Raw genomic sequence first — 18,205 nt, forward strand, 5'->3', positions numbered from 1 at the left:
CAATTTTTTCTTTTAGTTTTTTTACCTGGAGCCCCACATTTTTCTATTTCAACACCCCGCCTGACAAGTTCGGCACCCCTCTCTTTACTAAGAGGGGAATATAAAATCACCATTGCCCAATTCCCCTCTTTACAAGAGGGGTGGCAGTCGCAGACTGACGGGGTGTTTCTAAATCATAGTTTTTTAAAAAATGCGCAACTCCACTTATTTACTCTTCTTCAGTTTTATTTGTTTCTATCACCAACTCGCCATTATCTTTAAATATAGCCGTGATTGCACCATTTTGTGCGGTATTTAATATTTTTATACCTGCAGCTTGATAATTTTGCACCACTTCACTATGCGGATGCTTAAAGCCATCATGCTTGCCACTGCTAAAAATCACGTATCTTGGGCTCACCGCTTCAATAAAGTCTTTAGATGACGAACTTGAGCTGCCATGGTGCGGTGCAAGCAAAATCGTTGATGGCAGTAATGTGCGCTGATTATTAAGTAGATAACGCTCAGCTGTTTTGTAAATATCGCCCGTTAACAAAACGGATTGATCATTAAAACTCACCTTTAACACGCAAGAGCCATTGTTACCCTTAAGATGATTAGCAGTCAGAAATTGAAAACTCACACCATGAACTTGCCACTGTAAACCCTCGTGACAAATTTCTGAATTCACCGCACTGATTTTTTCATTACTGAATATATTCGTTACCGTAAATTCATTAAGCACATGCTCCAAGCCACCACTGTGATCTTTATCTTTGTGACTGATAATGAGTGTATCGATATGATGAATACCTTGATGTTTAAGATAAGGGATAAGCGTTTGCTCAGCAACGATAAACTTTTTGCCGTCACTTCCCGCGGTATCATAGACAACGACCGTTTCTGGCGTTTGGATCACAATTGCCAGACCTTGCCCAACATCAAGAACGGTCATTTTAAACGCCACATCTGAAGATAAGCGCGCTTTTTGAAAAATTGGCAGAAAGAGTGCAATACTTAACACACGTAAATACCATGGTAAAGGGAAAAGCAGCAACGTTAAGCCAATAACTGCACTAATCACCGCTAACATTGAGATGCTATGCCAATAAAAGAACAACATATCAATAGGCAGAAAATTAAGCCATAGCACCAAAAATTGAATCAAATACGCACTGATAAACCAAAGATTTATGCCAAATAATGATAACAGCAGATTAATAAACAAGCTTGGCACCACTAAAAAGCTCACCCATGGAATTGCAACCAAATTGGCAATAACGCCAACCATACTAAAACCTTGAAACCAGAAAATAGTCAGTGGAATTAACAGAATCATTAATAATAATTGAATCAAAAGATACCGCTTAAACTTAGCAATTGATAATAAGCTGCGATTAATTATAATTAAAAAGAAAACTGCCATAAATGATAGCCAAAATCCTGGTTCAAATAACGACAAAGGCTGCCACAAGATAATAATAACACCCGCCACAAGCAATAAATAAAAGCTATTGATCTTGCGATTGATAAAAAGCCCAACAGAAAAAACAAGCACCATAATAAAAGCGCGTTCCGTAGGGATTGCAAAACCGGCTAATAAACTATAACCAAAGGCACTGATAACAGCGGCAATCAATCCTGCCTTTTGCGCTGGCAACCACTGGCATAAGCGCACTGAGCAAGACCATAAAACGCGTAATAAACAAAAAGCAAATAATGCAATCATGCCGATATGAAGCCCTGAGATCGCAATCAAGTGCGATGTGCCTGTTTGCTGAAAAAGGCGCTTATCTTCAAGCGTAAGCTCATTTTTATTGCCAATTAATAATGCACTAGCCAATGCTCTTGATTGTGTATTTTTAATGGTTTTTTGCAATATGCGTTCAATCCGATAACGCAAGCGCTCAACAAAATAGCGATAATCGATCCCGCGAAATTGTGCTTTTTCAGTTGTGCTCACATAACCGACTGCCTTAACTTGCTGACGTTTAAGCCAATTGGCATAGTTAAAAACACCCGGATTGCTAAAGCCTTTTGCCATTTGTAATTTAACATGTAAGCGCCAACGCGAACCGGGCGTTAACTGCCATGGTTTTAGGTTTTTATTTGGATAAACACTCAAGCGAATCAAACCATCCTTTGTTGCAAACAGAAATTTACTGACCGCTTTATCACGATCAATCAAACTAGCAACAACACCCTCAATCATGATTTTCTTATTTAATTGATTCTCAGGATATTTCTTAGCATAGCCATAAAGCACCCAAAGCCCATGCATTGTGATAAGCAATAGCAACATAATGACCAAACAAAAACCCAAACGTCTATGCATAAAAAAGTTCAAATAACAAACACTGCTCTTAGCATAGTGAAGATAAGGCGCTTTTACGAAAAAAGCTTATAAAATTCTGCTGGATTTTGATTGCAACAATACTATCAATATGTAAAATAACTCCATCATTTAGGTATCATTAATAACTATTTCGGCGAAACGGATGCGCTTAAATGAAATTTATTAACCAAAAAACATTAAAGCAGCCTATCTTTAAACTCAAGGTAAGCAACGTAAATACAAAGCAAAAGGAGGATTCTAATGATCAATATACTTATATTTGGTAGTGGTAGAGTAGGTTTACTTACAGGTGCTATGCTTGCATCAAGCGGTGATTATCATGTGCATATTGCTGATATTCAAGCCGATAGAAAGCCTTTAACCCTTGGTAAGCATGCGCATAACCTAACGCACTGCGTATTGGACATTATGAAGGAAGATAATGTTAAAGCGTATATCAAAGAGCACAATATCACGGCATTAGCCGCAGCTCTTCCTTACTTTTTAACCAAAAAAGTAGCTGAAATGGCGAAAGCTTGTGATACCAATTATTTTGATCTAACTGAAGATGTTGAAACAACAAAATATGTTGAGACACTTTCGCAAAATAGCGACAAAGTTTTCGCGCCACAATGCGGTTTAGCACCTGGCTTTATCAGTGTTGTTACTAATGATCTTGTTAAGCTTTTTGATGAAGCTGAAACGGTCAAAATGCGTGTAGGTGCGTTACCTGTTAATATCAGCCACCCACTGCAATATGCACTGACTTGGTCAACTGAAGGCTTGATCAATGAATATGTCAAGCCATGTGAAGCTATTGAAGATTTCAAAAATGTCACGATCGAGCCACTTGATGATCTTGAGACAATTAAAATTGATGGACTAACGTATGAAGCATTTAATACCTCAGGTGGTATCGGTTCACTCAAAGATACTTACAAAGGCAAAGTACGTAATATCAACTACAAAAGTGTGCGTTACCCAGGACACTGTGAGAAATTACGCTTCTTAATTAATGACCTTAAGCTTAAGAATAAACAAGAGCTTTTATGCGAGATATTCAACAATGCCATTCCGCGCGTTGAAGACGATGTCGTCTTGGTCTATGTTTCTGTTGAAGGCACAATTAATGGCGTTTATAGTGAGCGTCATTTTGCCAAGAAATACCACTCACAAGAAGCCTTTGGACAAAAGTGGAGTGCATTGCAACTAACAACAGCCTGTGGTTTATGTGTCACCATTGATCTTGCATTAAAACAAGCGCATTTTAAAGCAGGTTTTGCTAAGCAAGAAGATATTACCTTAGCGCAAATGATGGATAATCGCTTTGGGCATTATTATCGCTATAATTTTTTAGATAACTGCCCTGACAACCCAAAGCCTGAGCTTGGTACTAATCCAAGCAAAAGAGAATATATCTAAATGTAATAAACAAAATTGGAGAACATAATACAATGACTTGCATGACAAGCTACACAGAACAACTAAGCCAATATGCTGCCAAGCACAACACCGGCGAATATATTGAAAGCTTCAACCCTGCCAATAATGAACTATTGGCTAAGGTGCCAAGCTTAGGTGTTTCACATTTACAGCAAACGATTAGTGAAGCGCAAAATGCATTTACAAAATGGCGTAAGATCCCAGCGCCACAACGCGCTGAACTCGTGCGTTTAATTGGTGAAGAGCTAAGAAAGCATAAAGATCAATTAGGAAGTCTTGTATCCCTTGAAATGGGTAAATCCAAACAAGAAGGTGATGGCGAAGTACAAGAGATGATCGATATGGCTGATTTTGCCGTTGGTCAAGCGCGCATGCTTTATGGCAAATCAATGCATTCAGAGCGTCCAGATCATCGCATGTTTGAACAATGGCACCCGCTTGGTGTTGTTGGTGTGATCTCAGCATACAACTTCCCTGTTGCTGTTTGGTCATGGAATGCCTTTATTGCCGCGATTTGTGGTAATACAGTTGTTTGGAATCCCTCACCAAAAACACCACTTTGTGCCTTAGCGATTCAAGAGATTTGTGATCGCGTGACCAAAGCACATAACTTCCCGAATGTCTTCACATCCGTAGTTTCAAAAAGTGTTGATGTTTCTAAAGCACTGGTTGCTGATGAGCGCATAGCCCTTATGTCTTTCACCGGCTCTACTGCCGTGGGACGCGAGGTTGGTGCACGTGTTGCCAAGCGCTTTGGTAAATCACTGCTTGAATTAGGTGGTAATAATGCCGCAATTATTGATGAGTCTGCTGATTTAAAATTAGCAATTCCTGCCGTTGTCTTTGGTGCAGTTGGCACAGCGGGTCAACGCTGCACTTCACTACGTCGTTTATTGGTGCACAAAAACATCTATCAAGATGTTATTAAACGCCTACAAAATGCTTACAAGCAAATCACTGTTGGTGATCCACTAGATACTAACAACCTTATGGGCCCTTTGATTGATCAAAATCTTGTTGGGATTTATCAAAAAGCAGTTGCTCGCGCTAAAGAGTTGGGCGGCAATGTTCTTTTTGGTGGCAATGTAATCAATAAGCCAGGCAACTATGTCGAGCCGACAGTCATAGAAGCTAAACCTGACTGGGATATTGTTAATCAAGAAAACTTCTGCCCGATCTTGTTTGTGATGCCATTTGATGATATTGAACATGCAATTAAAATCAATAATCAAGTGGATCATGGCTTATCATCTGCCATTTTCACGCAACGTATTGACCATTCTGAGCAATTTTTATCATATGCCGGCAGTGATTGTGGTATCGCTAATGTCAATATTGGTACATCAGGTGCTGAAATTGGTGGCGCTTTTGGTGGCGAGAAACACACCGGTGGCGGGCGTGAAGCTGGATCTGACGCATGGAAAGCCTACATGCGTCGCCAAACCGTTACTATGAATTGGAGCAAGGAGTTACCTCTTGCGCAAGGAATCAAATTTTCACTTACAGAGTAGGAGAATAACTATGTCACATATCATCATTTTAGAAGACTTATGGCAACAGTACGTTGACACAAACCCACATGTGCAAAAAATTTATGATCTTTTTTGTGATCATAATGCACAAGTGATTAATGACCATATTGCACTACGCACGATTAATGACCCGCGCATTAATCTTGATGTATTAGCTAAACCTTTTATTGCTGAAGGCTATTTTGAAAATGGTGATTATCATTTTGAAGCTAAGAAACTTTATGCTAAGCATTATGAATATAGCGACACATCACAGCCTAAAATTTTCATCAGCCAGTTGTTACTTGAACAATTAAGTCCATTTGCACAAAAAACCATTAAAGAATGCATTGACAAAATCCCTCAAGCTTTGCTTGATCATCCTCAAAAATTATTACTATCTGGCAATTCTTGGGGCAAACCAAGTCATGAAGTTTACCAAAAGCTATTAGCTGAATCCGAATATGCGGCATGGTTCTATGTCTTTGGGTTTAGAGCGAATCACTTTACCGTTTTCATTAATGCATTAGATCAATTTGATGAAGTCCATGAAGTCAATACTTTCCTTAAAAAACACGGATTTGATTTAAATAGCTCAGGCGGTGAAGTCAAAGGCACACCACGCGATTTGCTTGAACAATCAAGTACTAAATCAGGCATGATTAAAGTGGAATTTACTGAAGGCACCAAAGAAATTCCATGCTGCTATTATGAATTTGCTAAACGCTACCGAGATCACACAGGTAAGCTTTATCAAGGATTTGTGGCAGCGTCTGCGGATAAAATTTTTGAAAGCACTAACGTTAACGCATAATCGAGGACATGATGAATAACGAATCATTATGGCAACTACGTGAGAGCGAGGTTCCTCAGTCGCTTGGTAATAATACCAAGCTATGCGTTAAAAAGGCACAAGGTGCAACCTTAACTGATGTTAATGGTAAAACCTATGTCGACTTTGCCGCAGGTATTGGTGCCATGAACATCGGGCACAATCATCCCAAAGTGGTTGAAGCGATCACCAAGCAGACACATGAATTTATCCAGCCATGCTTTCATGTGATGATTCATGCGCCTTACTTAAAGCTTGCAGAAGCCTTAAATACCTTAACGCCTGGTGACTTTGCAAAGCAGACAATGCTTTGCAATAGTGGTGCTGAAGCAGTTGAGAATGCCATTAAAGTTGCGCGCTTCTCCACAAAACGCCAAGCCGTACTTTGCTTTGATGGCGCTTTCCATGGTCGAACCTTTATGAGCATGTCTTTAACTGCTAAAGTCAAGCCTTATAAACAGGGTTTTGGTGAGCTTTTTAATAACATTTATCGCCTGCCCTACCCTGGCATGCATTGTGATCTTAATCACTTTAAATCATTAATTAATGATTTAATCGCGAATCAGGTTGCGTTAGAGGATATTGCTGCGATTATTATCGAGCCTGAGCTTGGCGAAGGTGGCTTTATTCCGGCAAGTATTGAAGCTATGCAATATTTGCGCCACCTTTGCAATGAGCATGGCATTGTGATGATTGCTGATGAAATCCAAAGTGGCTTTTGTCGCAGCGGCAAGTTTTTTGCGATGGAGCATTATCATTGTGCACCTGATATTATGATCATGGGTAAATCACTGGCTTCTGGTTTGCCATTAAGTGCACTAACCATCAAAAAATCCCTGCTCAAAGACATGCCCACAGCATCCTTGGGAGGTACTAATTCAGGCAATCCTATTGCTTGTGCTGCAGCACTTGCTTCTCTTGAAATATTTAAAGAAGAAAATCTTGCTGATCAAGCTATGCATCTTGGTCAAGTATTACGTGACTTTTTCAATGAGCATAAGAAAACCTGTGACTTTATTGGTGATATCAGAGGGCTTGGTGCGATGATTGGTATTGAATTTATTGATCATAATAATCAACCCAACCCAAAGATGCTAAAGCACTTTATTGATCAGTCATTACATCATGGATTGATTTTATTAAGCTCAGGCAGTCATAAGCATGTTTTACGCCTGTTATGTCCTTTGAACATTAGAGAGCATGAACTATCTCAGGCACTTAGTATTATGAGCAAAGTGCTGAATGAACTGCGTTTAGTGGCGCAAGTTTAAACAGCAATGATCAACAATAAAACAGCTGTTAATTTCAAAGCAAAAAAAGCCAAATATTTTTAATTTATCTTTACTTTGACATTGACAGGGGTGCCCCAAAGCACTATCATGCACCTCGTTTTCACGAAACAGTTGAAAACTCAATACGCACCCGTAGCTCAGCTGGATAGAGTACCTGGCTACGAACCAGGCGGTCGGAGGTTCGAATCCTTCCGGGTGCGCCATATTCAAGCGGGAATAGCTCAGTGGTAGAGCACAACCTTGCCAAGGTTGGGGTCGCGAGTTCGAACCTCGTTTCCCGCTCCAATCAGATTAGCTTCCTAATTAGTATCACTGAAATCACTTAGTTGCTAAATATTTTCATTCAACAGCTTAACAGATAATAAGTTCTATCAAGTGCTGCCACTTATCGCTACAATAGCCCAATATTTTAATTTTATAACTTTGCGGGCTTTGTTATGTTATCGACGAAACTTAAAAAGACTTCATATATTGTTACGTTATCTATTGGCTGTATGGGCTTAGTGTCTGCGGCTGATTTCCAATGTAGTGAAAAATTATTAAGCTCACCCATCACCCCATTTAAAACCAAACAAACGCTTAATTTTACAAATTGGGCAGATTATATGTCACCGGATCTTATTCCCTGCTTTAGCAAGCTTTCTAATACCCGTGTGCGTTTAAGCTATACTACCGATGATAATATGACGCGCGCCAAGGTCATGACTGGTGCTTCTGGATTTGATGTTATTGAACAAGGTGCACTTTACCTACCCAGTGAAATCAAATCACATGCGCTCATTCAGCTTGATAAAAGCAAATTGCCCAACTGGGCACATCGCAATAAAGCCATTTATGACAAAATTTCTGAGATTAATGATCCAGGTAATAATTATGCTGTTGTCTATACCTATGGCACAACAGGCATTGCCTATAACGTCAAAGAAGTCGCCAAAGTCTTTGATCACCCTGTTATACCAAATAGCTGGAAATATTTATTTGATCCCACCTATCTTAAAACCCTATCCAAGTGTGGTGTTTCAATGCTTGACCAACCCGAGCAGGTATTTGGTAACTATTTTTACTATGCTGGCATTGATCCTAATACTACCGATAAGGCAGCTTATGAAAAAGCAGCGCTGTATTTAATAAAAAATGTGCGCCCTTATATCAAATACTTTGACAGCAACAAATATCAAAATGACTTTACTGCCGGTAATTTATGCGTCGTTATGGGCTACTCGGGTGACGTTGTCCGTTCAGTTGAGCGCGCTAAAGACATTAATCCCGATCAAATCTTAAAATACGTATTACCCGCAGAAGGAACGAATATCTGGTTTGATATGCTGATGATCCCTAAGGGTGCCAAAAATCTTGATGCTGCCTATGCTTTTTTGAACTTTAATATGGATCCTTATGTTGCAGCAATGAATAGCAATTATATTTACCAACCCAATGGTGTTGTTGATAACAGTCAATATTTGAATGATTTATTCAAAGACCCCAACGTCAATCCAACAGAAGCCATGATTAAAAAAATGTATGTATTAAGTATCCATCCACCTGAGCTACAAGCCTTTGTCTCTAAAATGTGGATGTATGTAAAATATGGGATTAACTTTACCCCAAAGTATTATCATCCTGAGCAGAAAAAAGTACCTAAATAATAGTTTTTGGTAATAATGGATATTCGGGTCAAGCCCGAATATGACGATTCGTGGTCATTCTCGGACTTGATCCGAGAATCCAAAAAATACCTGATAATATTTGCATTGGTACTTAGCTACGCAAATTCAGTTGCTTTGTCTTCTGAATAAACAGGGAATTTAGCACAAAGTGCTACAACTTTTTGTTTGATTTCCTGCTCTTTTGCTTCATTGCCAAGATCATCGATAATGTCACACATCCAATGTGCGATTTGCGCACACTCCTCTTCTTTGAAACCACGCGTGGTAATGGCCGGCGTGCCAATGCGTAAGCCACTGGTGACAAAAGGAGAACGTGGATCATTCGGCACTGAGTTTTTGTTAACGGTGATATTTGCGCGACCCAAAGCGGCTTCTACATCTTTACCTGTAATATCTTTACTGATTAGATCAATTAAAATCAAATGGTTTTCGGTACCCTTTGAGACAACATCCACACCACGCGACATTAATACTTCTGCCATTTTTTTAGCATTTTTCACAACTTGTTGCTGATAAAACTTAAACTCAGGTTGCAATGCTTCTTTAAAGGCAACTGCTTTGGCAGCAATGACATGCATCAATGGTCCACCTTGCGTGCCTGGGAAAACAATTGATTGGAATTTTTTCTCAAGCTCTGGATTTGATTTAGCTAAAATAATCCCGCCACGTGGTCCACGCAATGTCTTGTGTGTTGTACTTGTTACCACATCAGCAAAAGGAACAGGATTTGGATAAACACCTGCAGCAATTAAACCTGCAACATGCGCCATATCAACCATCAAATAAGCGCCCACTTCATCGGCGATTTCTCTAAAGCGCACCCAGTCAACAATACCTGAAAATGCAGAGAATCCGGCGATAATCATCTTTGGTTTATGCTCTTTCGCTAAACGCGCCACCTCTGCATAATCAATATCACCGGTTTGTGGATCTAAACCATATTGAATCGCATTGAATAATTTCCCTGAGAAACTGACCTTAGCACCATGTGTTAAATGTCCACCATGCGCTAAAGACATGCCAAGCACGGTATCCCCTGGTTGCAGAAGCGCAAAATAAACGGCAGCATTGGCTTGTGAACCAGAATGCGGCTGCACATTAGCATAATCCGCAGCAAATAGCTCTTTTAAGCGATTAACGGCCAACTCCTCAGCAACATCGACATATTCACAACCGCCATAATAACGCTTACCAGCATAGCCCTCGGCATATTTATTGGTAAGTTGTGATCCTTGCGCTTCCATCACTGCGGGACTTGCGTAATTTTCTGAAGCAATCAGTTCAATATGCTCTTGTTGACGCTTATTTTCATTTTCAATGGCTTGAAATAATTCCGGATCAAATTGGGCAACGGTAACGTGGCGATCAAACATCGATGTATCCTCCAATATAAGGTTATATAACTTAGGAATTTGGTGTATCATTCTACACATCATTATCACAAAATCCTATTGAAAAACGGCAATGACTGAAGAATATTACCAAGATCACAACAGTGATGATTTTACTGAAGAAAAAAGTCGCACAAAAATAAAAAAAGAAGCGCATGATATTACCGACTTCGGTAAGAAATTAACTGAACTAAGTGAAGATCGCATCAAAAAAATGCCACTAGATGAGAAAATTATTGATGAGATCATCAAAGCAAAATCAATGCAACGTATCGCACTGAAACGTCAGTTGCAATACATTGGTAAATTGATGCGCAACGCTGATCTTAGCGAAGCTTATGCCACTTACGATGGTTACACACAAAAAAACCAGGTTGAAATTGCTAAGATTCATCGTTTAGAGCAATTGCGTGATGCACTTGTGAATGAGCATACGATGAAAGCAGCTCTTGATAAGCTAATGAATGATCACCCGCATACTGACACTCAGCAATTACGCCAGTTGATTCGTAATCATCACAAAGAAGTATCTCAACAAAACCCAGGTAAATCCTATCGCCAGATTTTTCAACTACTAAAAGAAACCCTAGGTTAAACAATGCAAAAGCGCTTTATCTATGCCTTTTGGATCGTCATCTTTATTCTTATCACCTATCTTGCACATTCTTATCTGCAACATGAAGAAAAAGTAAACCTAACACCGACATCACAACAAAACGCGCTTGAAAAAACGGTTATTTTAAATGCTTATAATCATCACTATGTCAGCTTTGGCTTTATTAATGGCGTCAGAGTCAAATTTTTGGTCGACACAGGTGCGAGTTCCGTCTCCATTCCCGAGCACATTGCCAAGCAAATTGGGTTAAAAAAAGGCTTGGGCTATAGCGTCAGTACTGCTAATGGCAATATCACCGTTTATCAAACATCAATTGATCAATTACGTATTGGCAATATCACATTGAGCAATGTTCGCGCTAGCATCAATCCTCAAACAGATGATGATTTCATTCTTTTAGGTATGAGTGCATTAAAACAACTTGAGATGATTCAAAAGAACAACACACTGATTTTAAAGCAAAAAATTTAACAAATCGTATAGCAACCATTTACATTCCTTGTTTATTTCGTATACTTTCAATATACAAATAAAACTTGCCGATTATGATAAAGTCATTCAAGCACAAAGGCTTAAAACAACTTTGGGAAAAAGGTACTACAAAAGGCATTCAACCCAAACATGCAGATAAACTACTTAGCCTGTTAACTGCTTTGGATCATATCAGTAATGAGCAAGAAATTATAACTTTGTTTTATCGATTAAGACCTCACCAACTCCATGGCAAAACAAGACCATGGGCCTTAGATGTTAATGGCAATTGGCGCTTAACATTTGAGTTAGTAGATGGCGATGTTTATATCGTTGACTACAGAGACTATCACTAAAACGTGGAGCATGAAAATGAGCAAACATACACAACACCCTGGTCTTGTATTTAAAAGTCTTGTGATTGATGAAGACAAAGACCTCAATATCTCAAAAGTAGCAGACATGCTAGGCATTACTCGCGTTGCGTTATCCCGAGTGGTTAATGGCAAAGCAAGCCTTACACCGGATCTAGCGGCACGCATTGAGAAAGTCTTTAACATCAGCTCAGCACTAATGTTAAAAATACAGGCATCATATGATAGTCAAAAAGCGACTAAAAAACTGGAAAGCTTGGAACTCACACCTTACCAACCAGCATTTAATCAGCATATTTAGAAACTTAGCTAATACGCATTCCGGGAATTGCTCCTTGATCGGGCTCTAGTAGATATAAAGAATCACCATCACCGGCGCATAATACCATTCCTTCTGATAGTCCAAAACGCATTTTGCGTGGTGCTAAGTTTGCCACCATTACCGTGTATTTACCCACTAGATTCTCTGGATTATACGCAGCTTTTATGCCTGAGAATACTTGTCTTTGTTCTTGCCCTAAATCAAGCTTTAAACGCAATAGTTTATCAGAACCCTCAACATGCTCCGCTTCAATAATTTGCGCGACACGCAAATCCACTTTGAAGAAATCATCAATTTTGATTTCATTGGCGATATTTAAACTATTTTTCACTTCAGTCTCAGGTGCGACTTCTATTACTTGTTCGGCTTCTGACTGCATCTTTTTTGTTTCCTCAATAATTAATTCAACCTTTTCTGGCTCAACGCGTGCAATTAATGGTTTAAAGGCATTAATCTTATGCCCCAATAACACGTTGGGAATTTCCGCCCATTGCAATTGATTGATGTTTAGAAAGTGCTCGGCTTTCAACACTAACTCTGGCATTACTGGCTTCAAATAACCAATAATGATTTTAAAGAGATTAATCGCCAAACTGCACACTTCATGCACAGTTTGCTCTTGCCCTTCTTCTTTAATCAACTGCCATGGTTTATAGGCATCAACATATTGATTCGCCTGATCAGCAAGCTGCATAATTACACGTAATGCTTGTGCAAAATCACGTTTTTCAAAAAGTGTCGTGATCTCTTCATGTGCTACATGAAAGCGCTCAATCAGCTCCTGATCATGAATATGCTCAGATAACATGCCATCAAAGCGCTTATTAATAAAGCCCGCGCAACGGCTAGCAATATTAACGACTTTACCTACGACATCTGAGTTCACCTTTTGCACAAAGTCTTCTAAATTCAAATCGATATCATCGATTCTGGGGGTTAATTTACTGGCAAAATAATAGCGCAAATAATCTGCTTTTAAGTGATTCAAATAGGTTCTGGCTGCGATAAACGTGCCACGTGATTTTGACATTTTTTTGCCATTGACCGTTAAAAATCCGTTAGCAAAAACACCAGTAGGCGTTCGATAATCTACAGCATTTAGAATTGCCGGCCAAAAAAGCGCATGGAAATAAATAATGTCCTTACCTATAAAGTGATAAAGCTCCGCTTTGCTGTCTTGATTCCAGTAGGCGTCAAAGTCAATGCCTGCGCGATTGCATAAATCTTTAAAGCTTGCAATATATCCCATTGGCGCATCAAGCCATACATAGAAAAATTTCTTATTATCCGTGCCCGGAATTGGGAACCCAAAATATGGTGCATCGCGTGATATATCCCAATCTTGCAAGCCTGACTCAAACCATTCTTTGAGTTTATTCTGCACTTCAGGTTGCAATGCCTTGTTGTGCTTCATCCATTTTTGAATATCTTCGCTTAACTGACTGATCTTAAAGAAGAAATGCTCACTGTTTTTTTGAATCGGTGTTTCACCACTAACCACAGACTTGGGATTAATCAAATCCGTTGGCGAATAGGTTGCGCCACAGACTTCACAACTATCACCATATTGATCCTCTGCTTTACACTTGGGACACGTTCCTTTGACAAAACGATCCGGCAAAAACATCTCAGCCTTTGGATCATAAGCTTGCGCAATTTCACGCGTACTAATCAGGTCATTTGCTTTAAGCTTTAAATAAATATCTTCAACAATTTCCTGATTTAATGGATGATGTGTGGAATGATAGTTATCAAATTCAACCTCAAAATCAATAAAATCATCGCGATGTGCTTGCGACATTTGCTCAACTAATTTTTCAGGTTTAATCCCTTCTTTTTTTGCTTTAAGCATAATTGGCGTACCATGTGTGTCACTACCGCAGACAAAGTGGCACTGATTACCACGCATTTTTTGGAATCTCACCCAAATATCTGATTGAATATAACCAAGCATATGCCCCAAATGCAAATGACCATTGGCATATGGCAATGCATTAGTAACTAGAATATTTCTCATATTAATTGTATAGAATACTGAAAGTGCTGGTGATTATATACCACTTGCGTAATGTTTTATAGAGCTGTTCTCTTGCATTTAAAAAAAGCTTTGCCTATTTATTATCTAGGTTTATTATGGCAAACCAATTTAAGTATAAACAACTCTTTAGCAAATAATGTACTTCCTTGTTGACAAAGTAATCGTCTTTCAAATCCTTTATGTGATCGGGATCACCGCTGAAAGCATGTCTGGCACAATCTCAGCCGGAAAAAAAAACATGGATATTTTTGGGATTGTCACCATTGCAACCATTACCGCACTAGGTGGTGGTACCGTGCGTGATGTGCTATTAGGTTACTACCCTTTGACTTGGGTAATGTATCCTGAGTATATTCTGGTGACTTTTATCGCTTCTATCTTGGCTATTTTTATCGCGCGTCACATTGTTAAGCGCCATAAATTTTTCTTAATTGTTGATGCATTGGGGCTTGTTACTTTTGCTTATTTGGGCAGTGACATTGGCTATAGTGTTGCACAGCACGCGGTAAACAATGACCATTTTATGATTTTTGGCAGCTTTATCATTGCCGTATTAATGGCGATTATCACCGGAGTATCTGGCGGCGTACTGCGCGATGTATTATGCAACGATGTCCCCCTTGTTTTCCAAGCAGAGCTCTATGCCCTTGTTGCAGCATTGGTTGGCATACTCCACGCATTAACATTGTATTTTAAAGTGGACAATCTTATTAGTGCACTGATTATTATTGCTATTGGTTTTAGCCTAAGATTATGCGCCATTTACAAAAATTGGCACTTGCCTAAAGTTAAATACTTTTCTTAATCCAACTAAAGCTACACGCCCATGCGTTTACGCGCCATATCAGTCTGGTGATCACAGAATTTTTTATAACCTTCTGCAAATTTTGCCCATTTTGAAGTATTTGCCGTGTTTGATATGCTCATTGTTATTCTCCTTGACTGGTTATGTCATTATTTCTTAGCGATTAAATATTTATCACCACCTGCTAAATTGATTGAATTTTACACTTATCTTTGCAAAATAGATGTTTCATCAAAGTATTCAGCAGTATCATTTTTGATACACGATCAACAAGAATGCATATTCCCAGAAATCTGCTTAACTGAGGAGTAGGTTATATCAAAGCTCATCAAACTGATTGGAGGAGTAAATGTATTTGCGTGATTATGCACAAAAGCTCAAAACTATTGCCTTTTTTAGCCAGTGCATTATTTGCCAGCAAATAACAGACAACGGGCTTTGCAATAACTGTCAAGAGGCACTCACCAAAGAAGCGCATGCCAGTAAGCGCCAACAATTAATAATTAACGGGCAACCTATTATTTTCTATGCATTGAATCATTTTGAAGGTTTAACACGCAGACTGCTCTTTTTATTTAAATATCAAAACAATCATATTGCGGGTAATGCACTAGGACTATATCTTGCAACAAGCTTTAAACGTTTACATTCACTTGCTGATGTTGATTATATCTTGCCTCTACCCAGCCATCGTTTGCGCTTTCTTGTGCGTGGCTTTAATCAAGCAGAAATTTTAGCGGGACATTTAGCTTCAGTTTATTGCACGGTTGATCTACATTCGATAAAGCGCCACAAATATACTAAACCCCAAGCCAAATCAAGCTATGAACAGCGACAACGCCAAATGCATAATGTCTTTAAGCAAAAGCGTGCGATCACAGCAAAGCACCTTTTAATTATTGATGATGTCTATACGACAGGGGCAACCCTCAAGGCGCTTATCGCATGCATTCAAAACTTTTCAGAAAATCATATTGAGAAAATAAGTGTATTAACACTTTGTCATGCGTGATTATGTCTTAATAATTCACGGACTTTTGAACGAATCACGTCAATCGCAATTTTATTCTTACCACCATGCGGCACGATGATATCAGCATAGCGTTTAGAAGGCTCAATAAACTGTAAAAACATCGGGCGCACTGTTTCTAAATATTGTGTCACCACGCTATCGACTGTTCTACCGCGTTCCTTTTGATCACGCACCAAACGACGGATAAAGGATACATCCATCGGCGTATCCATGAAAATTTTAATATCCATAAGCTTTCGTATATTCTCATCAGTAAACAGCATAATCCCTTCTAGAATCAAAATGCTCGTCTGCGCGCTAATCGGCAGAGTCTGACCTTTCACACGACTATGTGTTGCATAATCATACAATGGCACTTCAATATTTTGACCGGCAATGAGTGACTCTAAATGCTCTTTTAATAAAGTGTGCTCAAAGGCATCTGGATGATCATAATTTAACTTGTCTAACTGTGTTTTTGATAAGTGGCTATTATCACGATAGTAATGATCCTCAGATAATACCGTCACTCTTGCGGATTCTAAATCCTCAAGCTCCTCAACAATTGTATTAGATAATAAACTTTTTCCAGAACCAGAACCGCCGACAACACCAATGATGACAATACTTTTATTACTTTGCATCCGAGTACATGATTTGATGAGTTTGTGACATTCTAGCGACTTTTCTAAAAAAAGCAGCAAAATTTTCTGATTGTTATTGAGCTCATGATCCGATTAATACGGTTTTGATGTTAGCAAGCTCGCGTAATGCTTCTTGTGAACACTCTCGACCATAACCTGATTGTTTGATACCACCAAATGGTAATGCCGGATGCGAAGCAACACATTGATTAATAAAGCACATACCTGCTTCAATACGCTTCTCTGCTACTTCTTTGGCATACTCAATATCTTGGGTAAAAATCGCACTACCTAAGCCATACTTAGAGTTATTTGCAAGCTCAATTGCTTCTTCATCATTGTCTGCATAGCTAATTGCAATGACCGGACCAAATAACTCCTCCTGAAATGCCAACATCGATGGCATGACATCCGTTAATACCGTTGGCGCATAATAGAAACCCTTTGCATTATCTGTTTCCAAGAAATATCCACCGGTTAATAATTTCGCACCTTGAGCAATACTTTCTTCAATCTGACGATGTAAATTATCACGCAAATCAGCTCTAGCCATAGGTCCCATGGTCGTATTCTCTGCTAATGGATCTCCAACAGCAATCTCGTTAACTGCATTAAGTACCGCTTGTTCAAATGCTACTTTAATAGATTTATCAACAATCAATCGTTTCGGTGAAATACACACCTGCCCACTGTTAAGCATTCTGACATTAACTATTTCTTTAGCAACTTCCTCAACGTTAATATCTTTGCGAATAATATATGCATCGGATCCACCAAGCTCCAATACAGTTTTTTTACAAACCTCTCCGGCTTGTTTAGCAACAACACTACCTGCACGATTGCTGCCGGTAAGCGTTACCGCAGCAATATCACAATGCTTAATAATATGCTCAGAATGCGCAAGATCAATGACGACATTTTTCAACAATGGTAATGCTATTGCCTCTGTAAACAACGCTTCAATCGCACACGCTGAGCCAATAACATTCTCGGCATGCTTTAATACAATACCATTACCAATTAAGATATTAGGGATCGCCGCGCGAAACACCTGCCAGAAAGGAAAATTCCACGGCATAATCATATAGATCACACCCAATGGCGCGAAAACACGCTCAGCATTTAACCCTTGATAGTTAATCTTTTGTGGACTTAAAATTGCCTTTGCATATTCTGCATAATAATCACATAAAAAAGCACACTTCTTAATTTCAGCAATACTTTCTTTCAGTGTTTTACCCATTTCATTTGTAATTAAGCGCGCATATTGATCAGTGTTTTGCAATAACAATGCTTTGATTTTTTGCACACTTTCAATACGCTGATCAATTGCACGATCACGCCATAATAATTGTGCATTTTTGACTTTTTTAATCGTTTGATCTATTTCAGGCAACGTTAACATCGGATAAGTCTCAAGTAGCTTTGCATTACTTGGATTAACCGTTTGATATTCCTTTTTCACACTGTCCT

At 39.0% G+C, this 18,205-nt stretch carries 16 protein-coding genes and 2 tRNA genes; 13 read left to right on the forward strand and 5 right to left on the reverse strand.

Annotated features, from left to right (window positions below):
• Positions 1 to 208: 208 nt before the first annotated feature.
• On the reverse strand, positions 209 to 2,314 hold the full coding sequence (locus F3D68_RS04750) for a DNA internalization-related competence protein ComEC/Rec2 (RefSeq protein WP_151193310.1): 2,106 nt from the start codon (positions 2,312 to 2,314) through the stop codon (positions 209 to 211).
• Between the two features lie 261 nt (positions 2,315 to 2,575).
• Between F3D68_RS04750 and F3D68_RS04755 the strand changes: the two genes are divergently transcribed.
• The 7 genes from F3D68_RS04755 (at position 2,576) to F3D68_RS04785 (ending at position 9,038) form a co-directional block, all read left to right on the forward strand.
• Positions 2,576 to 3,736 carry a saccharopine dehydrogenase family protein gene (locus F3D68_RS04755; RefSeq protein ID WP_151193311.1) on the forward strand — a complete coding sequence of 387 codons (1,161 nt, stop codon included), beginning with the start codon at positions 2,576 to 2,578 and terminating at the stop codon, positions 3,734 to 3,736.
• 41 nt (positions 3,737 to 3,777) lie between these two features.
• Positions 3,778 to 5,268, forward strand: a complete 1,491-nt coding sequence (locus F3D68_RS04760; protein WP_318010182.1) for an aldehyde dehydrogenase family protein — start codon at positions 3,778 to 3,780, stop codon at positions 5,266 to 5,268.
• Between the two features lie 10 nt (positions 5,269 to 5,278).
• Positions 5,279 to 6,082 (forward strand): DUF1338 domain-containing protein, encoded by an 804-nt coding sequence (locus F3D68_RS04765; protein ID WP_151193313.1) that lies wholly within the window; start codon positions 5,279 to 5,281, stop codon positions 6,080 to 6,082.
• A gap of 8 nt (positions 6,083 to 6,090) precedes the next feature.
• Positions 6,091 to 7,371, forward strand: coding sequence for an aspartate aminotransferase family protein (locus tag F3D68_RS04770; protein WP_151193314.1), 1,281 nt, complete (start codon positions 6,091 to 6,093; stop codon positions 7,369 to 7,371).
• Between the two features lie 147 nt (positions 7,372 to 7,518).
• Positions 7,519 to 7,595 (forward strand) — tRNA-Arg (locus F3D68_RS04775).
• A 7-nt stretch (positions 7,596 to 7,602) separates the two neighbouring features.
• A tRNA-Gly gene (locus F3D68_RS04780) sits at positions 7,603 to 7,677 on the forward strand.
• Positions 7,678 to 7,886: 209 nt separating this feature from the next.
• Positions 7,887 to 9,038, forward strand: a complete 1,152-nt coding sequence (locus tag F3D68_RS04785) for a polyamine ABC transporter substrate-binding protein (RefSeq protein ID WP_151193344.1) — start codon at positions 7,887 to 7,889, stop codon at positions 9,036 to 9,038.
• Positions 9,039 to 9,154: 116 nt separating this feature from the next.
• Here the strand turns inward: F3D68_RS04785 and glyA are convergent, their stop codons facing one another.
• Complete coding sequence (gene glyA / locus F3D68_RS04790) at positions 9,155 to 10,432, reverse strand: serine hydroxymethyltransferase (RefSeq protein ID WP_151193345.1); 1,278 nt, start codon at positions 10,430 to 10,432, stop codon at positions 9,155 to 9,157.
• A gap of 91 nt (positions 10,433 to 10,523) precedes the next feature.
• On the opposite strand from glyA, the gene yjgA reads away from it, so the two are divergent.
• The 4 genes from yjgA to F3D68_RS04810 all read left to right on the forward strand — a co-directional run bounded on the left by yjgA (position 10,524) and on the right by F3D68_RS04810 (position 12,212).
• Complete coding sequence (gene yjgA / locus F3D68_RS04795) at positions 10,524 to 11,045, forward strand: ribosome biogenesis factor YjgA (protein WP_151193315.1); 522 nt, start codon at positions 10,524 to 10,526, stop codon at positions 11,043 to 11,045.
• A gap of 3 nt (positions 11,046 to 11,048) precedes the next feature.
• Positions 11,049 to 11,537, forward strand: a complete 489-nt coding sequence (locus F3D68_RS04800; RefSeq protein ID WP_151193316.1) for a TIGR02281 family clan AA aspartic protease — start codon at positions 11,049 to 11,051, stop codon at positions 11,535 to 11,537.
• 74 nt (positions 11,538 to 11,611) lie between these two features.
• Complete coding sequence (locus F3D68_RS04805; RefSeq protein WP_151193317.1) at positions 11,612 to 11,893, forward strand: type II toxin-antitoxin system RelE/ParE family toxin; 282 nt, start codon at positions 11,612 to 11,614, stop codon at positions 11,891 to 11,893.
• 16 nt (positions 11,894 to 11,909) lie between these two features.
• Positions 11,910 to 12,212, forward strand: coding sequence for a HigA family addiction module antitoxin (locus F3D68_RS04810; RefSeq protein WP_191092702.1), 303 nt, complete (start codon positions 11,910 to 11,912; stop codon positions 12,210 to 12,212).
• A gap of 4 nt (positions 12,213 to 12,216) precedes the next feature.
• Here F3D68_RS04810 and metG read toward each other — a convergent pair whose 3' ends face one another.
• On the reverse strand, positions 12,217 to 14,250 hold the full coding sequence (metG, locus tag F3D68_RS04815) for a methionine--tRNA ligase (protein WP_151193319.1): 2,034 nt from the start codon (positions 14,248 to 14,250) through the stop codon (positions 12,217 to 12,219).
• 157 nt (positions 14,251 to 14,407) lie between these two features.
• Between metG and F3D68_RS04820 the strand changes: the two genes are divergently transcribed.
• Both F3D68_RS04820 and F3D68_RS04825 read left to right on the forward strand, forming a co-directional pair.
• Positions 14,408 to 15,076, forward strand: a complete 669-nt coding sequence (locus F3D68_RS04820) for a trimeric intracellular cation channel family protein (protein WP_151193320.1) — start codon at positions 14,408 to 14,410, stop codon at positions 15,074 to 15,076.
• 349 nt (positions 15,077 to 15,425) lie between these two features.
• Entirely contained in the window at positions 15,426 to 16,088 is a 663-nt protein-coding gene (locus F3D68_RS04825) for a ComF family protein (RefSeq protein ID WP_151193321.1), read from the forward strand.
• Here F3D68_RS04825 and udk read toward each other — a convergent pair.
• A complete protein-coding gene (udk, locus tag F3D68_RS04830; protein WP_117003325.1) occupies positions 16,079 to 16,732 on the reverse strand; it encodes a uridine kinase in 654 nt (217 codons plus the stop codon). The genes F3D68_RS04825 and udk overlap by 10 nt on opposite strands.
• An 82-nt stretch (positions 16,733 to 16,814) precedes the next feature.
• Complete coding sequence (locus F3D68_RS04835) at positions 16,815 to 18,197, reverse strand: aldehyde dehydrogenase family protein (RefSeq protein WP_151193322.1); 1,383 nt, start codon at positions 18,195 to 18,197, stop codon at positions 16,815 to 16,817.
• Positions 18,198 to 18,205 lie beyond the last annotated feature (8 nt).

Source organism: Cysteiniphilum sp. JM-1 (genome assembly GCF_008711525.1).
Classification (GTDB): domain Bacteria; phylum Pseudomonadota; class Gammaproteobacteria; order Francisellales; family Francisellaceae; genus Caedibacter.

Excerpts from the sequence above, each read along its gene's own strand:
- udk (WP_117003325.1), bottom strand. The coding sequence starts at position 16,732 with ATGCAAAGTAATAAAAGTATTGTCATCATTGGTGTTGTCGGCGGTTCT.
- glyA (WP_151193345.1), bottom strand. The coding sequence starts at position 10,432 with ATGTTTGATCGCCACGTTACCGTTGCCCAATTTGATCCGGAATTATTT.
- F3D68_RS04770 (WP_151193314.1), top strand. The coding sequence starts at position 6,091 with ATGATGAATAACGAATCATTATGGCAACTACGTGAGAGCGAGGTTCCT.
- F3D68_RS04750 (WP_151193310.1), bottom strand. The coding sequence starts at position 2,314 with ATGCATAGACGTTTGGGTTTTTGTTTGGTCATTATGTTGCTATTGCTT.
- F3D68_RS04825 (WP_151193321.1), top strand. The coding sequence starts at position 15,426 with ATGTATTTGCGTGATTATGCACAAAAGCTCAAAACTATTGCCTTTTTT.
- F3D68_RS04805 (WP_151193317.1), top strand. The coding sequence starts at position 11,612 with ATGATAAAGTCATTCAAGCACAAAGGCTTAAAACAACTTTGGGAAAAA.
- F3D68_RS04755 (WP_151193311.1), top strand. The coding sequence starts at position 2,576 with ATGATCAATATACTTATATTTGGTAGTGGTAGAGTAGGTTTACTTACA.
- F3D68_RS04760 (WP_318010182.1), top strand. The coding sequence starts at position 3,778 with ATGACAAGCTACACAGAACAACTAAGCCAATATGCTGCCAAGCACAAC.
- F3D68_RS04800 (WP_151193316.1), top strand. The coding sequence starts at position 11,049 with ATGCAAAAGCGCTTTATCTATGCCTTTTGGATCGTCATCTTTATTCTT.
- F3D68_RS04765 (WP_151193313.1), top strand. The coding sequence starts at position 5,279 with ATGTCACATATCATCATTTTAGAAGACTTATGGCAACAGTACGTTGAC.
- F3D68_RS04810 (WP_191092702.1), top strand. The coding sequence starts at position 11,910 with ATGAGCAAACATACACAACACCCTGGTCTTGTATTTAAAAGTCTTGTG.
- F3D68_RS04820 (WP_151193320.1), top strand. The coding sequence starts at position 14,408 with ATGTACTTCCTTGTTGACAAAGTAATCGTCTTTCAAATCCTTTATGTG.
- F3D68_RS04785 (WP_151193344.1), top strand. The coding sequence starts at position 7,887 with ATGGGCTTAGTGTCTGCGGCTGATTTCCAATGTAGTGAAAAATTATTA.
- yjgA (WP_151193315.1), top strand. The coding sequence starts at position 10,524 with ATGACTGAAGAATATTACCAAGATCACAACAGTGATGATTTTACTGAA.
- metG (WP_151193319.1), bottom strand. The coding sequence starts at position 14,250 with ATGAGAAATATTCTAGTTACTAATGCATTGCCATATGCCAATGGTCAT.